The sequence below is a fragment of the Microbacterium saccharophilum genome (assembly GCF_007992455.1).
In the GTDB taxonomy this organism is placed as follows: domain Bacteria; phylum Actinomycetota; class Actinomycetes; order Actinomycetales; family Microbacteriaceae; genus Microbacterium; species Microbacterium saccharophilum.
Genome location: NZ_BKAH01000004.1, coordinates 198717 through 217296, shown reverse-complemented (window position 1 = coordinate 217296; position 18580 = coordinate 198717). Strand labels below are relative to the sequence as shown.

Sequence of the window (18580 nt, the reverse complement as noted above, 5' to 3'; positions counted from 1 at the left end):
CGGGTTTTGTTAGCGTTCCTTACAGCCTACGCTTCAGGCGGACTGCAACCCGATCGCGACATCGCGCGGTCGGACGGGGGCGGGAAGATTCGTTCCTCCCATAAGGTACTCGTCCACTGCCGCAGCCGCCGCGCGGCCCTCGGCGATCGCCCAGACGATGAGGGACTGTCCGCGGCCCGCGTCACCGGCGACGAAGACGCCGGGAGCGGTGGTCTGGTAGTCGTCGGTGCGCTCCACATTGCCGCGGCCCGTGAAGACGGTGCCCAGCTGGTGCTCGAGCGCGGTGCGCTCCGGCCCGGTGAACCCCATGGCGATGAGGACGAGGTCGGCGGGGATCTCCCGCTCGGTCCCGCTCTTGGGCACGCGTGTGCCGTCGCGGTACTCCGTCTCGGCCACCCGGAGCGCCCGGACCTCGCCGGCGTCGTTCGCGAGGAACTCGACCGTGGAGGCGAGGAACGTGCGCTCTCCGCCCTCCTCGTGCGCGGACTGCATCTCGAAGATCGTCGGCGTCATCGGCCACGGCTGGTGGTCGGGGCGGGAGGCCGGCGGCTCCTTGCCGATCGCGAGGTTCGTGACGCTCAGCGCGCCCTGGCGGTGCGCCGTGCCGATGCAGTCGGCGCCGGTGTCGCCGCCGCCGATGACGATGACGTGCTTGCCCTCGGCGTGGATCTGGTTGGCGACCTGGTCGCCGGCGACGACCTTGTTGGACTCGACGAGGTACTCCATCGCGAAGTGCACGCCGGCGAGGTCGCGGCCCGGGATGGGCAGGTCGCGCGGCACGGTGGCACCGGTCGCGACGACGACCGCGTCGTACCGGGCGCGCAGGTCGCTCCAGGACAGGTCGGTGCCGATCTCGACGCCGGCGCGGAACCGGGTGCCCTCCATCTGCATCTGCCGGAGGCGCGACTCGAGGTGGCGCTTCTCCATCTTGAAGTCGGGGATGCCGTAGCGCAGCAGCCCGCCGATGCGGTCGTCGCGCTCGTACACCGCGACGGTGTGGCCCGCGCGGGTCAGCTGCTGGGCGGCGGCGAGCCCCGCGGGGCCGGAGCCCACGACGGCGACGGTCTTGCCGGTGAGGCGTGCGGGCGGCTCGGGTTCGACCCAGCCGTTCGCGAACGCATCGTCGATGATCGAGACCTCGACCTGCTTGATGGTGACGGCGGGCTGGTTGATGCCCAGGACGCACGAGCTCTCGCACGGCGCGGGGCACAGCCGTCCCGTGAACTCCGGGAAGTTGTTCGTCGCGTGCAGGCGCTCGATGGCCGAACGGCCCTCGCCCCGCCACATCAGGTCGTTCCACTCCGGGATGAGGTTGCCCAGCGGGCATCCCTTGTGGCAGAACGGGATGCCGCAGTCCATGCAGCGGCCCGCCTGGCGGCGCAGCACGGCGGAGTCGCCGGGCTCGTAGACCTCTTTCCAGTCCATGATGCGGACAGGGATGGGCCGACGCGCGGGCAGCTCGCGCTCGGTGACTTTCAGAAAACCTTTGGGGTCAGCCACCGGTCACCTCCAGGATGCGGGTCCAGACGACGTCGCCGTCGGGGTCCAGCCCCTCGGCGGCCGCCTCCTGGCGGGTCTGCAGAACCGCGGCGTAGTCGCGCGGCAGGATGCGGACGAAGTTCGACACCTCGGCGTCGAAGTCGTCCAGGAGCGCGGCGGCGAGAGCGGAATCCGTCTCGGCCACGTGCTGCACGAGCAGGTCACGGAGGATCTCCGCGTCGCCCGCGCCCAGGTCGAGCAGCTCCAGCTCGCCGTTCGCGATCGCCTCGCGGTTCACCAGCGCCCGGTCGAGCTTGTAGACGTACGCCGAGCCGCCGGACATGCCGGCGCCGAGGTTGCGTCCCGTGGCGCCGAGGATGACGGCGAGGCCCCCGGTCATGTACTCCAGGGCGTGGTCGCCGACCCCCTCGACGACCGCGGTCGCACCCGAGTTGCGGACGAAGAACCGCTCCCCCACGACGCCGCGGAGGAACATCGTGCCCTGCGTCGCGCCGTAGCCGATGACGTTGCCGGCGATGACGTTCTGCGACGCGTCGAAGGTCGCGGCGCGCGGCGGGCGGACGACGATCTGCCCGCCGGAGAGGCCCTTGCCGACGTAGTCGTTGGAGTCGCCCTCCAGACGCAGCGTGATGCCGGCCGGGAGGAACGCGCCGAAGGACTGCCCGGCCGAACCCGTGAGGTTGATCTCGATCGACCCGGACGGCAGGCCGTTCGCGCCGTGCGCGCGGGTGACGTGGTGTCCGAGCATCGTCCCGACGGCGCGGGCGGTGTTGCGGACCGGCAGGTCGATGGAGATGTGACCGCCGTGGGCGAGGACGTCCTGCGCGCGCTCGATGAGCTGCACGTCGAAGTGGTCCTCGAGCTCGTGATCCTGCGGCCGGGCGTTGCGCCGCGGCACGTCCGCCGCGAAGGCGGGGCCTTCGAGGATGGGGGTCAGGTCCAGGCCGTTGGCCTTCCAGTGCTCGACCGCGCCGTTGACATCCAGCAGCTCGTTGTGGCCGACGGCCTCGTCGAGGGAGCGGAAGCCCAGCTCGGCGAGGTACTCGCGCACCTCCTGGGCGATGAACTCCATGAAGTTCACGACGAACTCGGGCTTGCCGGAGAAGCGCTCCCGCAGCACGGGGTTCTGGGTCGCGACGCCCACGGGGCAGGTGTCCAGGTGGCAGACGCGCATCATGATGCAGCCTTCGACGACGAGCGCCGTCGTCGCGAAGCCGAACTCCTCGGCGCCCAGCAGCGCCGCGATGATGACGTCGCGGCCGGTCTTGAGCTGGCCGTCGGCCTGCACCACGACGCGGTCGCGCATGTCGTTGAGCATGAGCGTCTGCTGCGTCTCGGCGAGGCCCAGCTCCCACGGCGTGCCGGCGTGCTTGAGGGAGTTCAGCGGGCTCGCCCCCGTGCCGCCGTCGTGGCCGGAGACCAGGATGACGTCGGCGAGGGCCTTCGCGGTACCCGCGGCGACCGCGCCGATGCCGGACTGGCTGACGAGCTTGACGTGCACCCGCGCGCCGGGGTTGGCGCGCTTGAGGTCGAAGATCAGCTGCTTGAGGTCTTCGATCGAGTAGATGTCGTGGTGCGGCGGCGGGGAGATGAGTCCGACGCCGGGCGTGCCGCCGCGGGTGCGCGCGATCCACGGGTACACCTTCGCGGGCGGCAGCTGACCGCCCTCGCCGGGCTTGGCGCCCTGCGCGAGCTTGATCTGGATGTCGTCGGCGTGCGTGAGGTACATGCTCGTGACGCCGAACCGGCCGGACGCCACCTGCTTGATCGCACTGCGGCGCTGCGGGTCGAGCAGGCGGTCGGTGTCCTCGCCGCCCTCTCCCGTGTTCGACTTCGCGCCGATGCTGTTCATCGCGATCGCGAGCGTCTCGTGGGCTTCCTTCGAGATGGAGCCGTAGCTCATCGCGCCGGTGGAGAACCGCTTCACGATCGAGGAGACCGGCTCGACCTCGTCGATCGGCACGGGCGGGCGCTGACCGGTGCGGAGGGCGAACATCCCGCGGAGGGTCTTCAGCTCCTTCGCCTGGTCGTCGACGAGCTTCGTGTACTCGCGGAAGATGTCGTACCGGCGCGTGCGGGTGGAGTGCTGCAGCCGGAACACGGTGTCGGGGTTGAACAGGTGCGGGGAGCCGTCGCGGCGCCACTGGTACTCGCCGCCGGTCCAGAGGCGCTCGTGGGCGCGGGCCGCCTCGTCCTCCGGGTACGCGTAGTCGTGCCGGGCCTGGTTCTCCGCGGAGATCTCGGTGATCCCCACGCCCCCCAGCTTGGTCTCGGTGCCGGTGAAGTACTTGTCGACGAACTCGTGCGACAGGCCCACGGCCTCGAAGACCTGGGCGCCGGCGTACGAGGACACCGTGGAGATGCCCATCTTCGACATGATCTTCAGCACGCCCTTGCCCAGGGCGTAGATGAGGTTCCGCACCGCCTTCTCGGGGGTGACGTTCGTGATGAAACCGGCGCGGACGAGGTATTCGACGGTCTCCATCGCGAGGTACGGGTTCACCGCGGAGGCGCCGTAGCCGATGAGCGTCGCGACGTGATGCACCTCGCGGACATCGCCCGCCTCGACCACGAGACCGACCTTCATCCGGTTCTCCTGCCGGATGAGGTGGTGGTGGATGGCGGAGAGCATGAGCAGCGACGGGATGGGGACGAGGTCCTTGTTCGAGTCGCGGTCGCTCAGGATGATGAACTCGACGCCGTCGTCGATCGCGGCATCCACTTCGGCGCACATGGCCTCCAGGCGCGCCTCCATGGCGCCGGGGCCCTGGTCGAAGTGGTAAAGCCCGCGGATCGTCACCGACCGGCGCCCGGGGAGGGCCTTGTCGATGTTCTGGAGCTTCGCGAGCTCGTCGTTGTCGATGACCGGGAAGTCCAGCGTGATGACGCGGGTGTGCTCCGGTCCCCAGGACAGCAGATTCCGCTCCGGGCCGATGCCGTGCGAGAGCGAGGTGACGACCTCTTCGCGGATGGAGTCCAGGGGCGGGTTCGTGACCTGCGCGAACTGCTGCGTGAAGTAGTCGAAGAGCAGACGGGGGCGCTCGCTGAGCACCGCGATGGGCGTGTCCGACCCCATGGCGCCGAGGGGCTCGGCGCCGGTCTGCCCCATCGGGGTCAGCAGGATCCGCACCTCCTCCTCCGTGTAGCCGAAGGTCCGCTGGCGGCGCGTGATCGACGCGATGGGGTGCACGATGTGCTCCCGCTCGGGCAGGTCCTTCAGGCGCACCCGCCCGGCGTCGAGCCATTCCTGCCACGGCTCCGCGGAAGCCAGCTGCGCCTTGATCTCCTCGTCCTCGACGATGCGCCGTTCGGCCGTGTCGACGAGGAACATGCGGCCGGGACGCAGGCGACCGCGGCGCTTGATGCGCTCCGGGGCGAAGTCCAGGACGCCGGTCTCGCTGCCGATGACGACGAGGCCGTCGGTCGTCTCGGTCCAGCGGCCGGGGCGGAGGCCGTTGCGGTCGAGGGTCGCGCCGACGAGGGTGCCGTCGGTGAAGATGAGGGCGGCGGGGCCGTCCCACGGCTCCATCTGCATGGAGTGGTAGTCGTAGAAGGCGCGCAGCTGCGGGTCGATGTCCGACTGCTTCTCGTACGCCTCCGGCACCATCATCATGATCGCGTGCGGGAGGCTCCGGCCCGTGAGGGTCAGGAGCTCGAGGACCTCGTCGAAGGATGCCGAGTCGCTGGCGCCCTCCGTGCAGATCGGCAGCAGCGGGCGGATGTCGCCGATGAGCTGGGATTCCAGCTGCGACTGGCGCGCCCGCATCCAGTTGCGGTTGCCGTTGACGGTGTTGATCTCCCCGTTGTGCGCCAGCATCCGCAGCGGCTGCGCGAGCGGCCAGGACGGGAAGGTGTTCGTGGAGTAGCGCGAGTGCACGACGGCGAGCTCGCTGGCGAACCGCTCATCCTGCAGGTCGGGGTAGAAGGGCTCCAGCTGCAGGGTCGTGACCATGCCCTTGTAGCCGAGGGTGCGCGAGGACAGCGACACGAAGTACGCGTCGTACTCGCGGCGGGCGCGTTTGCGGAGCCGGTACACGCGGCGGTCCAGGTCGATACCCGACAGGGCGGGCTGGTCGCCGGACGCGGGGTGCGAGACGAAGAGCTGCTCGAACGCCGGGCGCGCCGCGTGCGCGAGCTTGCCGAGGTTCTCCTGCTCCGTCGGGACGACGCGCCAGCCGAGGACCGTGAGGCCCTCCGCGGCGGCGATCTTCTCCACGCCGGCCTTGACGGCGGAGCGGGCCGCCTCCTCGAGCGGGAGGAAGGCCATGCCGGCGGCGTACTCCCCCACCGGCGGCAGGTCGAAGTCGACGACCGCGCGGAGGAAGGCGTCGGGCATCTGCGTGAGGATGCCGGCGCCGTCACCGGTGCCCGCGTCGGAGCCGATGGCGCCGCGGTGCTCGAGGTTGCGCAGCGCCGTCAGCGCGAGCTCGACGATGTCGTGGCCCGGCTCGCCGCGGAGTGTGGCGACCATCGCCAGGCCGCACGCGTCCTTCTCGAACGCGGGGTTGTACATACCCTGCGTCGGGGGCGGTCCCGGCAGTGCGCCGGGTCGGTCGACGTCGCGATTAAGGCTCGAAGGCATCGCTACCGTCCTCACATTGATGCTCAACTGGGACGACGTCGGCCCGCGGTATTCCTTACGTGGTGACTCTGCTTGTGGCTGCGTCTTCGACATCTTCGGGCGTGGTGGGTGCGCTGACGTCCACGAAGTCATCGGTGTTCCCCGATTGTACAACCCCCTCGGGCGTCCACTCGCGACCCGGGACGTACACGGACGGTTCGAGGCCCGGGTGGCGGCGCCGCTGCACCGCGAGGATCACGATGCCGACGAGGACGCCGAGCACAGCGGCCCACACGTTGGTGCGGAGCCCGAAGAAGACCTCGCTCGGGTCGATGCGGATCGACTCCCACACGATGCGACCGGCGCTGTACCAGATGAGGTAGACGGCGAACAGGCGTCCCCACTGCATGCTCAGGCGTCTGCCGAGCCACAGCAGCACGACGACGCCGGCGACGTTCCAGATGACTTCGTAGAGGAATGTCGGGTGGAAGAGGGTGTCGTCGGCGAGCCCTGCCGGGAAGGCGGGGTTGTCGGGGCTGATCTCGAGCCCCCACGGCAGATCGGTGGGGAGGCCGAACAGCTCCTGGTTGAACCAGTTGCCGAACCGGCCCATCGCCTGGGCGAGGAGGAGGCCCGGGGCGAGGGCATCGGCGAAGCTCCAGAACCGGATGCCGGTCCACCGGCATCCGAGCCACGCGCCGACGGCGCCGCCGAGGAGCGCGCCGAAGATGGCGATGCCGCCCTCCCAGATGAAGAACACCGCCCAGGGGTTCTTGTCCTCGCCGAAGTAGAAGCCCGGGTGGGTGAGCACGTGGAAGATGCGCGCGCCGATGATGGCCAGCGGCACGGCGAGCAGGCAGATGTCGATGACGACCCAGGGCTCACCGCCGCGCTTGGTCAGGCGGTGGTTCGTGAGGAACGCCGCGACGATGATCCCCGCGAGGATGCACAGCGCGTAGAAGTGGATCGTCAGCGGGCCGACCTGGAAGCTGCTGATCGGCGGGCTCGGGATGCTGGCGACGACGGAGAGCGCGGAGAAAGTCACGCCGCGAGTCTACTTCGCCCCGCGCCCTCCCCCTCGCGGCCCGGGTCGTCACGCCGCGCCGCCGGGGGCGCGGTGCGAGGAGAGGACGGTCAGCGGGCGGTGCCGGAGGTGAGGGCGCGGGCGGTGGATGCCAGCTCCTCGAGGCCCCCGTCGCGCAGCGCCCGGACAAGGGCGGTGCCCACGATCGCGCCGTCGGCGTACTCGAGGACCCCCGTGACCTGGACGGGCGTGGAGATGCCGATGCCGACGCAGGCGTGCTCCGCGCCGTGCGCGCGGAGGCGCGACACGAGGCCGCGGGCCGCGGCATCCAATTCGGCGCGCTCGCCCGTGATGCCCATCGTCGAGACGGTGTACACGAACCCCGTCGACGCGCCGACGATCATCTCGAGGCGCTCGTCCGTCGAGGTCGGCGCGGCGAGGAAGATGCGGTCCAGGCCCGTGCGCTCCGATGCGGCGATCCACTCGGTGGCGGCGTCCGGCGTGATGTCGGGCGTGATGAGCCCCGCGCCGCCGGCGGCGAGCAGCTCGTCGGCGTAGCGGTCCACGCCGTACTGCAGCACGGGGTTCCAGTACGTCATGACGAGCACGGGCACGTCGACGCGGTCGGCGATCGCGCGCACCGCGGTGAACGTGTCGCGCAGGCGGAATCCGCCCGCCAGGGCCGCCTGGGTGGCCTCCTGGATGACGGTGCCGTCCATGACCGGGTCGGAGTACGGCGGGCCGAGCTCGAGGATGTCGGCGCCGTTGTCCGCGAGGGTCACGGCCGCGTCGATGCTCGTCTGCAGGTCGGGGAATCCCAGCGGCAGGTAGCCGATGAACGCGCCGCGCCCCTCGGCGTGGGCCGCGTCGATGGCGGCGGCGACGCGGGAGGTCACAGCTCCGTCCCCTCGCCCTTGGCCTCGTCGGCATCCGGCGGCGTCTGCACGGGGTCGGCGCCGTCGTACAGGCCGAACCACTTCGCCGCGGTGTCCATGTCCTTGTCGCCGCGGCCGGACAGGCTCACCGCGATGATCGCGTCGGGGCCGAGCTCGCGGCCCAGCCGCAGCGCGCCGGCGAGGGCGTGCGCCGACTCGATCGCCGGGATGATGCCCTCGGTCAGCGACAGGAGCCGCAGGGCGTCCATGGCCTCGGTGTCGGTCGCCGGGATGTAGGTGGCGCGGCCGATGTCGGCGAGCCAGGCATGCTCGGGTCCGACGCCGGGATAGTCCAGGCCGGCGGAGATGGAGTGCGACTCGACGGTCTGGCCGTCCTCGTCCTGCAGGACGTAGGTCTTCGCACCGTGCAGCACGCCGGGACGGCCGCGCTCGATGGAGGCCGCGTGGCGGGGCGTGTCCACGCCGTCGCCGGCCGCCTCGACGCCGTAGAGCTTGACGCCCTCGTCGTCGAGGAACGCGTCGAACATGCCGATGGCGTTGGAGCCGCCGCCAACACACGCGACGACGACATCCGGCAGCCGCCCGGTCTCGTCGAGGAGCTGCTGGCGCGCCTCCTCGCTGATGATCTTCTGGAAGTCGCGGACCATGGCGGGGAACGGATGCGGACCGGCCGCGGTGCCGAAGATGTAGTTGGTGGTCTCCACGGATGCCACCCAGTCGCGGTACGCCTCGTTGATGGCGTCCTTGAGCGTCCGCGAACCCGTCGTGACCGGGATGACCTCGGCGCCCAGCAGCCGCATGCGGGCGACGTTCAGCGCCTGGCGCTCGGTGTCGACCTCGCCCATATAGATCGTGCACTCGAACCCGAACAGCGCCGCGGCCGTCGCGGTCGCGACACCGTGCTGGCCGGCGCCGGTCTCGGCGATGACGCGGGTCTTGCCGAGGCGCTTCGTCAGGAGCGCCTGCCCCAGCACGTTGTTGATCTTGTGGGATCCGGTGTGGTTGAGGTCTTCGCGCTTGAGGAAGATGCGCGCCCCGCCGGCGTGCTCGGCGAACCGTGGCACCTCGGTGAGGGCGGAGGGGCGGCCCGCGTAGCTGTGCAGCAGGTGACGGAACTCGGCGTCGAACGCGGGGTCGGCTTTCGCGGACTCGTATTCGGCGGTGAGCTCGTCGATGGCGGCGATGAGGGATTCGGGCATGAAGCGCCCGCCGAACTCGCCGAAGAAGGGCCCTGCGGCTTCTCGCAGACTCATGATCCAGCCTCCAGGAACGCGTGCAGGGTCGTGACGGGGTCGTTCGTGACGAGCGCCTCGCCGATGAGGACGACATCCGCCCCGGCGGCGCGGTAGTGCGCGACGTCGGCGGGCGTCAGCACCGCGGACTCGGCGATCTTCACCGCGTCGGCCGGGAGATGCTCGGCGAGACGGCCGAAGAGGTCGCGGTCCAGCTCGAAGCTGGAGAGGTTCCGGGCATTCACGCCGATGAGGTTCGCGCCGATGTCGGCGGCGCGCTGCACCTCTTCGAGCGAGTGCGTCTCGACGAGCGGCGTCATGCCGAGCTCGCGGACCAGGCCGTGCAGCTCGGCGAGGAGCGGCTGCTCGAGCGCCGCGACGATGAGCAGCACGAGGTCGGCGCCCGCGGCGCGGGCCTCCAGCACCTGGTACGGCGTCGCGATGAAGTCCTTGCGGAGGACGGGCAGCGACACGGCGGCCTTCACGGCCTCCAGGTCCGCGAGCGATCCCTTGAAGCGACGACCCTCGGTCAGGACCGAGATCGCCGACGCGCCGCCCTGCTCGTACAGCGACGCCTGGTGCGCCGGGTCGGGGATGGCGGCGAGGTCGCCGCGTGAGGGGCTCGCGCGCTTGACCTCGGCGATGATCTTGACTCGGTCCGCGGGGGCGAGGGCTGCGAGGGCGTCGCGCGCGGGCGGCTGGGCGAGGGCGCTCTTCTCGACGACGTCGAGCGGCCGAGAGAGCCTGCGCTCTTCGGCATCCTCCACCGCGCCGGCCGTGAGGTCGGCGAGCACGTCAGTGCTCTTTCGCGACGTACTTGTCTCCGCCGACGCCGTAGCCGGCCTTGGCCATGCCCCAGCCGACGAGGAGACCGACGAGCAGCAGGCCGAACGAGGCCCAGACGAGCACGGGCAGGTCGAGGAAGAAGAAGAGCGTGCCCAGCGTGACCGCGAGGAGCATGATGACGACGGCCGTCCAGGCAGCCGGGGAGTGTCCGTGGCCGGGATCGCCGATGTTGTTGCTCATTGTTCTCCTTCGCGTGCGTGGCGGGCGTGCCCGCTCGGCAAGTCTAGCGGGGCCGCGCGGGGCCGCTGGGCATCAGCGCGTCGGGTCGTCGCCGCGGCTGAGGTCGTCCCAGGAATCGATCGCGTCGTGCGGGCGGGACGAGGCCGGGCCGCCGGCGGCGGGCTCGGCCGCCGTGCGGTAGCGCCGCCCGGCGCCGCTCCACGTGCGGGCCGTCACGAGCGTCAGGATCCCGCCGGCCGCGACGAGCAGCGCCGTCACGATCGCGACGTACGGCCACGGCGTCGTCACGAGGGATGCCACGAGCGCGCCGACCGTCTCCGTCCCGGTCAGGCCGGTCGCCTCGGCCACGGTCGAGGTGACCGCGTCGATGGGATGCTCGGCCGCGACCCGCCAGGCGCCGGCGAGCAGCCCGGCGCCGATCGCGACGGCGATGACGCCGAACACGTAGCGGGTCACGCGACCCGCGATCGTGAGCGCGAGCCCCAGGGCGAGGGCCGCGAGGCTCAGCGGGGCCAGGAGCGGCAGGGCGTCCGCGCCGGCGACGTGCAGCGTCTCGCGCGCCCCGTCGCGGAGGGTCACGTCGATCCACGTCTGCGTCGAGGAGATGAGGGCGAGCGCACCGCCGACGACGACGGCGAGCACGCTCCCGAGGCGTGCGCGCCGCGCGCGGTGCCCGGCGGCGGGTGCCGTCACCGCTCCCCCACGGCGGGGGTCAGGTCGTCGGCGTCGAAGCACGTGCGGTCGCCGGTGTGGCAGGCGGCCCCCACCTGGTCGACCGTGATGAGCAGGGCGTCGCCGTCGCAGTCCAGGCGTGCGCCCTTGACGTATTGCGCGTGCCCCGATGTGTCGCCCTTGCGCCAGTACTCCTGCCGTGAGCGCGACCAGAAGGTCACCCGGCCCGAGGTGAGCGTGCGGCGGAGGGCTTCGGCATCCATCCACCCCAGCATGAGCACCTCACCGGTGTCGAACTGCTGGATGATGGCCGGTGCCAGCCCGTCGTCGTCGAACGCGACGCGGGAGATCCGCGTCTCGATGTCCTCGGTCATCACCGCACCTCGATTCCGTCTGCGGCGAGGGCGTCTTTCACGTCGCCGATCGTGAGCTGCCCGGAGTGGAACACCGACGCCGCGAGCACCGCATCCGCGCCCGCGTGCACGGCGGGGGCGAAGTGCGCGGCGGTGCCCGCTCCCCCGGACGCGATGACGGGCACGCTGGAGACCTCGCGCATGAGCCGGACGAGCTCCAGGTCGAAGCCGTCCTTCGTGCCGTCGGCGTCGATGGAGTTGACGAGCAGTTCCCCGGCCCCCCGGTCGATGGCCTCCCGGGCCCAGGCGACGGCGTCGAGGGTCGTGAGGGTGCGCCCGCCGTGCGTCGTGACGACGAATCCGGAGGTCGTGCCGGGCGCGCGCTTGACGTCCAGCGACAGCACGAGCACCTGCGCGCCGAAGCGGTCGGCGATCTCGTCGATGAGCTCGGGGCGGGCGATGGCCGCGGAGTTCACGCCGACCTTGTCGGCGCCGACGCCGAGCAGCCGGGCGACGTCGTCGGTCGTCCGCACGCCGCCGCCGACGGTGAGCGGGATGAAGACCTCTTCCGCGGTGCGTCGCACGACGTCGTAGGTCGTCGAGCGGTCGTCGACCGTCGCGGTGACGTCGAGGAAGGTCAGCTCGTCGGCGCCCTGCTCGTAGTAGCGGCGGGCCAGCTCGACGGGGTCGCCCATCTCGCGCAGGTTCTCGAAGTTCACCCCCTTCACGACGCGCCCGTCGGCGACGTCGAGGCAGGGGATGACGCGGCAGGCCGGCGACATGTCAGAGCCGCGCGTTGTGGATCGGGGTGACGAGGATCGCGCGTGCGCCGATCGCGTACAGCGCATCCATCACCTGGTTGACGCTCTTGCGGGGGCTCATGACGCGCACGGCCACCCACTCCGGGTCGCGCAGCGGTGAGATGGTGGGCGACTCGATCCCCGGCGCGATGGCCACGGCGTCGTCGACGAGGTTCGCCGGCAGGTCGTAGTCGATGAGGACGTACTGGCGGGCGACCATGACGCCGCGGAGGCGCCGCAGCAGCGTGTCGGTGCCCTCGGCCTCGGTCGGAGCGCCGATGAGGACGGCCTCGGACTCCAGCAGCACGGGGCCGAAGATCTCCAGGCCCGCCTGCTTCAGGGTCGTGCCGGTGGAGACGACGTCGGCGACGGCGTCGGCGACGCCCAGCTGCACGGCCGATTCCACGGCGCCGTCCAGCGGCACGAGGTCGACGGCCACGCCGTGTTCGTCGAGGTAGGCGTCCACGAGGCCGGGGTACGCCGTCGCGACGCGCACGCCGTCGAGGTCGCTCAGCTCGGAGAAGGCTCCGGGAGGGCCCGCGAAACGGAACGTGGAGGCGCCGAAGCCGAGCTTCTCGATCTCCCGGGCACCGGGCATCCGGGCATCCAGCAGCAGGTCACGGCCGGTGATCCCGACGTCGAGGGCGCCGGAGCCGACGTACGTCGCGATGTCCTTGGGGCGCAGGTAGAAGAACTCGACTTCGTTGACGGGATCGATGACGTGCAGGTCCTTGGGGTCGCGGCGGCCGATGTAGCCGGCCTCTCCGAGCATCTCGGCGGCGGTCTCGGCGAGCGATCCCTTGTTCGGCACAGCGATACGCAGCATGTTGCGGGGGCTTTCGGTTCGTGGTGTGGAGTCGGCGGCGTCGCTCAGAGATGTCGGTAGACATCCTCGAGGCTGAGGCCCTTCGCGAGCATCATCACCTGGAGGTGGTACAGCAGCTGGGAGATCTCCTCGGCCGCCTCGTCCTGCGACTGGAACTCCGCCGCCATCCACACCTCGGCGGCCTCCTCGACGATCTTCTTGCCGATGGCGTGCACACCGCGGTCGAGCTGGGCGACCGTGCCCGATCCCTCGGGACGTGCCGCCGCGGTCGCGGTCAGCTCCGCGAACAGATCGTCGAACGTCTTCACCCTGACAGGTTACCGGGCCGAGGGAGGCCCCGGTTGCCGCCGGCCGCGGTCAGTGCCGGTGATGCGCGGATGCCTGGGCCCGCAGCGCCGCGATCGCCTGGCCGGGATCGTCCGCGCCGAACACCGCCGACCCCGCGACGAACGTGTCGGCGCCGGCCTCCGCGGCCTGCGCGATCGTCGAGGCGCTGATGCCTCCGTCGACCTGCAGCCACACCTGCGAGCCGCGGGCCCGCGCCTCGTCGGCGAGTGAGGCGAGCTTGGGCATCTGGTCGGCCATGAAGCTCTGGCCGCCGAATCCCGGCTCGACGGTCATCACGAGGATCTGGTCGAACTCGTCGAGCACGTCGAAGAGCGATTCGACGGGGGTCGCGGGCTTGACGGCGACACCGGCACGCGCCCCGATCTCCCGCAGCCGACGCGCGAGCCGGACGGGGTCGGTGGCGGCCTCGAGATGGAAGGTGACGGATGCCGCGCCGAGCTCGGCGTAGCCGGGTGCCCACCGGTCGGGGTCGGCGATCATGAGGTGCACGTCCAGCGGCACGGGGCTCGTCGCCTGGATCCGCTCGACCATCTGCGGCCCGAACGTCAGGTTCGGCACGAAGTGGTTGTCCATGACGTCGACGTGGACGAAGTCGGCCGTCGCGATGCGCGCGAGGTCGGCCTGCATGTTCACGAAGTCGGCGGCGAGGATGCTCGGGTTGATGCGGATGGCGTCGGCGGAGGGCACGGCCCCATTATCCCGGGGCGGGCCGGCTCTCGCGCCGATCGGGGGCAGTTCGTGCCGCATGGGCGGGCGCGAGGCGGCGTGAAGCGCCACCCTTTCGGCCAGGATGCCGGGGCGGGCTGGCTCTCGCGCCGATTGGTGGTAGTTCGTGCCGCATGGGCGGGCGCGAGGCGGCGTGAAGCGCCACCCTTTCGGCCAGGATGCCGGGGCGGGGCGGCTCTCGCGCCGATCGGTGGCAGTTCGCGCCGCATGGGCGGGCGTGAGGCGGCGCGAAGCGTCCCCCTTTCGCCCGGGATGCCGGGGCGCGCCCGCTCTCGCGCCGATCGGGGGCAGTTCGTGCCGCATGGGCGGGCGTGAGGCGGCGCGAAGCGTCCCCCTTTTGCCCGGGATGCCGGGTGCCCGGGCGCGGCCCGGCTCAGCGGCGGCGCAGCAGCGTGATCGACATGGCGTCCGTGCCGTGCCGGTGCGGCCAGAGCTGGGCCCGGCCCGACCCGTCCGCGGGTTCCGGCAGGTCGATCTCGCGCGGCGAGATGGATGCCAGCACCGCCCGCGCGTCGAGTTCCTCCAGCGCGTCGCCGCGCGAGCGGCGGACGTCCGCGACGACCGCGGCGGTCTCGGCGAGGTGCGGCGAGCACGTGACGTAGGCGACGATGCCGCCCGGCGCCAGGGCGTCGACGGCCGCCGTGAGGAGCTCCCGCTGCAGATCGACGAGCGCGGGGACGTCGGCGGGGCTCTTCCGCCAGCGCGCCTCCGGACGTCGGCGCAGCGCACCGAGCCCCGTGCACGGGGCGTCGACCAGGATGCGGTCGTAGCGGCCACGGCCCGCACGGTCGCGGCCGTCCTCCTCCGAGACCGGCACATCCAGGGGCACCCCCGACACGGAGTGGCGGACCAGGCGCGCGCGGATGGGCGAGAGCTCGTTGGCCTCCAGGGCTGCGCCGCCCGCGAGCGCCTCGGCGGCGAGGACGGCGGTCTTCCCGCCCGGCGCGGCGCACAGGTCGAGCCAGCGCTCGCCGCCGCGGATCGGCGCGGCGCGGGTGAGGGCGAGGGCCGCGAGCTGCGACCCCTCGTCCTGCACGCGCACGCGGCCGGACGCCTGGCGGACGAGCCGCTCGGGGTCTCCCCCGGCCAGGCGGAACCCGATGGGCGAGTACGGCGTCGCCTCGGCGTCCGCCGGTGCGTCGACCAGGCCGGGGAGCGCCGTCATCGTGACACCCGGTGCGGCGTTGTCGGCGGCCAGCAGGTCTTCGAGCTCATCGGCCCGGCCCTCGGCGGTCAGCGCACGCCGGAACGCGCGGATGACCCACACGGGATGCGCGTAGCGGAGGCCGAGGCGCTCGTCGTCGGAGCGGGCCGCGCTCTCGACGCGGTCCAGCCACTCCGCCAGCGGCCGCTCCGAGATCCGCCGCAGGACGGCGTTGGCGAACCCGGTGGCCTTCTTCCCCGCGGTGTCCCGCACGAGGTCGACAGTCTCGTTGACGGCGGCGTGCGTCGCGACCCGCATCGACAGGAGCTGATGCGCGCCGAGTCGCAGCGCGTCCAGGACATCCGCATCGATGTCCTCGGTCGCCCGGCCCGCAGCATCCGCGATGATGGCGTCGTACGTCCCCTGCAGGCGCAGCGTCCCGTAGGTGAGCTCGGTGGCGAGCCCCGCGTCGGCCGTGTCGAGGCCGGCGAGCGTGATCTCCCGCGGCAGCAGCAGGTTGGCGTACGCGTCGGACTCGTGCACGGCGCGGAGCGTCTCGTATGCGACGCGGCGGGCGAGGTTCACGGGGCCACCGCCGCATCCACCCGCGGGTCGTCGGTTCTGAGGCCCCGCCACCAGTCGGCGGCGGCCATCGGTCCCTTGCCGGCCGGCTGCACGGTGCGCAGGGCCACGGTGCCCTCCCGAGCGCCGACGAGGACGGCGCCGTCGACGAGGGCGAGGCGCCCGGCATCCAGGCCGGTGTCGGGGCCGCGGACGGCGGAGAGCACCTTCAGGCGCTGACCGCCGACGGAGGTGTGCGCGCCCGGCTCGGGGGTCGTGCCGCGGAACCGGGCGAGGACGGCGTCGGCGGATGCCGTGAAGTCCAGGGCGCCGTCGGCGATCGTGAGCTTGGGGGCGAGGGTCGGCTCCCCGCTCTGCGGCACGGCGCGCGCGGTGCCCGCCGCGATCGCGTCGACGACGTCGACGAGCAGGGCCGCTCCGCGCTCGGCGAGGGCTGCGAGTACGTCGCCGGCGGTCGCTTCGGCCGGGACGTCGTAGCGGATCTCCCCGAAGACGTCGCCCGCGTCGAGCGCCGGGACGAGCTGGAAGACGCTCGCACCCGTGACGGTCTCCCCCGCCATGAGCGAGCGCTGCACCGGCGCGGCGCCGCGCCAGGCCGGCAGGAGCGAGAAGTGCAGATTGATCCAGCCGTGCCGCGGCAGCGACAGGAGGGGCTCGCGGACCAGTCCGCCGTACGCGACGATGACCCCGAGGTCGGGGCGGAGCGCCTCGATCGCGGCCGTCGCGTCGGCGTCGAGCCGGTCGGCCTTGACGACCGGTGCGCCGAGCGCCTCGGCTGCGGCGGCGACCGGAGACGGCGTGAGGACGCGCTTGCGGCCGAGCGGCGCGTCGCCGCGCGTGACGACGCCGACCAGGTCGTGCGCGGACGCCGCGACGGCGTGCAGCGAGGGGACCGCCGGGTGCGGTGTCCCGGCGAAGACGATGCGCATGGGACTCCTCACAGATCCAGCTCGGGCACGTCGAGCCGCACTCTGAGTGTATTGCGCGTGCCGCGCTCCCTCGCCCGGCGGGCGCGCAGCGCCTCCGCGACGACGGCCGCCCGGAGGTGCTCGGCGACGGCCTTGCCGTGCCCGTAGTCGAAGCGCACGAGGGCCCGGACACCGCCCTCCGCCTGCGGCACCGGTCCCAGCACCGCCTCGGGCCCGAGCGAGGGCACGGCGGTCCGCAGCTCCGCGAGCGTCGCCTCCACGACCGGCACGGCGCCCTCCAGGGCGGCGACGCGGACGGCGGGCGGCATGTGCAGCGGGACGCGGTCGGCGAGCTCGGCACGCGCGTAGGCGGGCTGCGTCCAGGTCGCCAGAGCCCGCGCGACGGGCCCCGACACCCCCACGAGGTGCACGGGCGCCCCGGGGGCCGCGAGCGTCGCGGCGTGCGACCACCAGCGCAGGCACGACTCCCCGATCCGCAGCTGCTCGGCCATCAGCATCCGGTCGCCGTCGAGGAGGATGACGGCGCGGTAGCCGCCCACGGCGGCCGGTTCCGCGCCGCGCGTCGCGACGACGAGGGCGGGGCGGTGCTCGACGCGGCTGACGGGGTGCTCGCCGTCCGCGACGATGATCCGCGTGTTCGGGAACGCCCGGCCGAGCTCGTCGGCGGTGCGCTCACTGCCGGCCGAGGCCATCCGCAGCTTCGTGGACTCGCAGTTGGTGCAGGACCAGTTCGGCGCCGACCGGCCGCACCACGTGCACTCCGGCGCCGCGCCGGCCCGCCGGGCCCGCATCGGCCCGCCGCAGTGCCGGCACCGCGCCGGCGTGCGGCAGTCGGCGCACACGAGCACGGGCGCGTACCCCGGCCGCGCGACCTGCACGAGCACGGGCCCACCCCCCGCGATGGCCTCCCGCGCGGCCGCGAAGGCCGCCGAGGGCACACGCGCGCCCCGGGACTCGCCCTCGCGGGTGGCCGACAGCACGACCCGGGGACTCGCGCGGCGCGCGGCGGGCAGGTCGCGGACCCACCCGATCTGCACGAGACGCTCGACGTCGGTCGTGCGGGTGTGCCCCGCGAACACGAGGGCGCTGCCCTCGAGCTCCTGCCGGATGAGCGCCGCGTCGCGGGCGTGCACGCCCGGGCTCAGCGGCTCCGCCAGGAGCGGATCGCCGTCGTCCCACACGACCACGACACCCGTCTGGGATGCCGGGGCGTACACCGTGGACCGGTTGCCGACGACGATGCAGGGGGCCGGGGTGAGCAGGCGCAGGTACGTCGCGTACCGTTCGGGACCCGAACGGCGCGCGTCGTCGCGGACCACCTCGGGCGCGCGTCCCTCCAGCGCCGCGAGCACCTGATCCTCGTCGCGCTGGTCGGGGACGACGAGCAGCGTGCTGCGGCCCGCGGCGAGCGTGTGCACGGCGATCGCGGCGAGCAGCTCGGCCCAGGCCCCCACGACGCGTTCCGTCGACGGGCGGGGCGGGGCGTCCAGGGCCAGCCGCTCCCCGGCCGCGAGGGCTTCGGCGAGACCCGGGTAGCCGGCCAGCAGGCCGGACGCCCACGCGGCGGCCTCCGGGGGCACGGCGGCGACGGGCGGCGTCTCGGCGGCGAGCCACGCTTTCTCGGCGCGCACCATGCGCTTCGGGATCGCGAGCCGCAGGATGTCGCTCGCCGAGCCGGCGGCGCGGTCGGCCGCGCGGCGTGCCAGGGCGTACAGCGGCGGAGTGAGCACCGGCACTGTGGAGACCACGCTGTCGAGGTCGGACAGGGGGCGGCCGGAGGTCTCCGCCTCCCCGCGCTCGACGACGTACCCCTCGACGACCCGCCCGGCGGTGCGCAGCGGCACCTTCACCCGCACGCCCGGGACCGCGTCGGCATCCAGCTCCGCCGGCACGGCGTAGTCGAACAGCCGGTCGAGCTGCGGCAGCGGGGAGTCGATGAGGACGCGGGCGACGCTCGTCAC

General features: G+C 72.5%; 16 protein-coding genes. All 16 read right to left on the bottom strand.

Annotation, left to right across the window (positions count from 1 at the left end; translation table 11 throughout):
* Window positions 1–33: 33 nt before the first annotated feature.
* The gene (locus MSA03_RS06685; protein ID WP_147050101.1) at window positions 34–1500 is read right to left on the bottom strand and encodes a glutamate synthase subunit beta; all 1467 of its coding nucleotides are present in this window, start codon (window positions 1498–1500) and stop codon (window positions 34–36) included.
* On the bottom strand, window positions 1493–6082 hold the full coding sequence (gene gltB / locus MSA03_RS06680; RefSeq protein WP_147050100.1) for a glutamate synthase large subunit: 4590 nt from the start codon (window positions 6080–6082) through the stop codon (window positions 1493–1495). Before gltB ends, MSA03_RS06685 begins: the two co-directional genes overlap by 8 nt.
* Window positions 6083–6137: 55 nt before the next feature.
* Window positions 6138–7106: a prolipoprotein diacylglyceryl transferase gene (gene lgt / locus MSA03_RS06675; RefSeq protein WP_147050099.1), complete on the bottom strand. Its 969-nt coding sequence runs from the start codon at window positions 7104–7106 to the stop codon at window positions 6138–6140.
* 89 nt (window positions 7107–7195) lie between these two features.
* A complete protein-coding gene (trpA, locus tag MSA03_RS06670; protein WP_147050098.1) occupies window positions 7196–7981 on the bottom strand; it encodes a tryptophan synthase subunit alpha in 786 nt (261 codons plus the stop codon).
* Window positions 7978–9234: a tryptophan synthase subunit beta gene (gene trpB / locus MSA03_RS06665; RefSeq protein ID WP_147050097.1), complete on the bottom strand. Its 1257-nt coding sequence runs from the start codon at window positions 9232–9234 to the stop codon at window positions 7978–7980. Before trpB ends, trpA begins: the two co-directional genes overlap by 4 nt.
* Complete coding sequence (trpC, locus tag MSA03_RS06660) at window positions 9231–10007, bottom strand: indole-3-glycerol phosphate synthase TrpC (RefSeq protein ID WP_147050096.1); 777 nt, start codon at window positions 10005–10007, stop codon at window positions 9231–9233. Before trpC ends, trpB begins: the two co-directional genes overlap by 4 nt.
* A gap of 1 nt (window position 10008) precedes the next feature.
* Complete coding sequence (locus MSA03_RS06655; protein ID WP_028495738.1) at window positions 10009–10239, bottom strand: DUF6704 family protein; 231 nt, start codon at window positions 10237–10239, stop codon at window positions 10009–10011.
* A gap of 72 nt (window positions 10240–10311) precedes the next feature.
* Entirely contained in the window at window positions 10312–10932 is a 621-nt protein-coding gene (locus MSA03_RS06650) for a Trp biosynthesis-associated membrane protein (RefSeq protein WP_147050095.1), read from the bottom strand.
* The gene (hisI, locus tag MSA03_RS06645; RefSeq protein ID WP_147050094.1) at window positions 10929–11285 is read right to left on the bottom strand and encodes a phosphoribosyl-AMP cyclohydrolase; all 357 of its coding nucleotides are present in this window, start codon (window positions 11283–11285) and stop codon (window positions 10929–10931) included. Before hisI ends, MSA03_RS06650 begins: the two co-directional genes overlap by 4 nt.
* Window positions 11285–12046: an imidazole glycerol phosphate synthase subunit HisF gene (gene hisF / locus MSA03_RS06640; protein ID WP_028495735.1), complete on the bottom strand. Its 762-nt coding sequence runs from the start codon at window positions 12044–12046 to the stop codon at window positions 11285–11287. Before hisF ends, hisI begins: the two co-directional genes overlap by 1 nt.
* Before the next feature lies 1 nt (window position 12047).
* A complete protein-coding gene (gene hisG, locus MSA03_RS06635) occupies window positions 12048–12890 on the bottom strand; it encodes an ATP phosphoribosyltransferase (RefSeq protein WP_147050093.1) in 843 nt (280 codons plus the stop codon).
* A gap of 44 nt (window positions 12891–12934) precedes the next feature.
* Window positions 12935–13198: a phosphoribosyl-ATP diphosphatase gene (locus MSA03_RS06630; protein ID WP_028495733.1), complete on the bottom strand. Its 264-nt coding sequence runs from the start codon at window positions 13196–13198 to the stop codon at window positions 12935–12937.
* 49 nt (window positions 13199–13247) lie between these two features.
* Entirely contained in the window at window positions 13248–13985 is a 738-nt protein-coding gene (gene rpe / locus MSA03_RS06625) for a ribulose-phosphate 3-epimerase (RefSeq protein ID WP_276523620.1), read from the bottom strand.
* 352 nt (window positions 13986–14337) lie between these two features.
* Window positions 14338–15693, bottom strand: a complete 1356-nt coding sequence (locus MSA03_RS06620; RefSeq protein WP_147050091.1) for an RsmB/NOP family class I SAM-dependent RNA methyltransferase — start codon at window positions 15691–15693, stop codon at window positions 14338–14340.
* Window positions 15690–16619, bottom strand: a complete 930-nt coding sequence (gene fmt / locus MSA03_RS06615; RefSeq protein WP_147050090.1) for a methionyl-tRNA formyltransferase — start codon at window positions 16617–16619, stop codon at window positions 15690–15692. The genes MSA03_RS06620 and fmt overlap by 4 nt, the downstream gene beginning before the upstream one ends.
* 8 nt (window positions 16620–16627) lie before the next feature.
* Window positions 16628–18580, bottom strand: a complete 1953-nt coding sequence (locus tag MSA03_RS06610; protein WP_147050089.1) for a primosomal protein N' family DNA-binding protein — start codon at window positions 18578–18580, stop codon at window positions 16628–16630.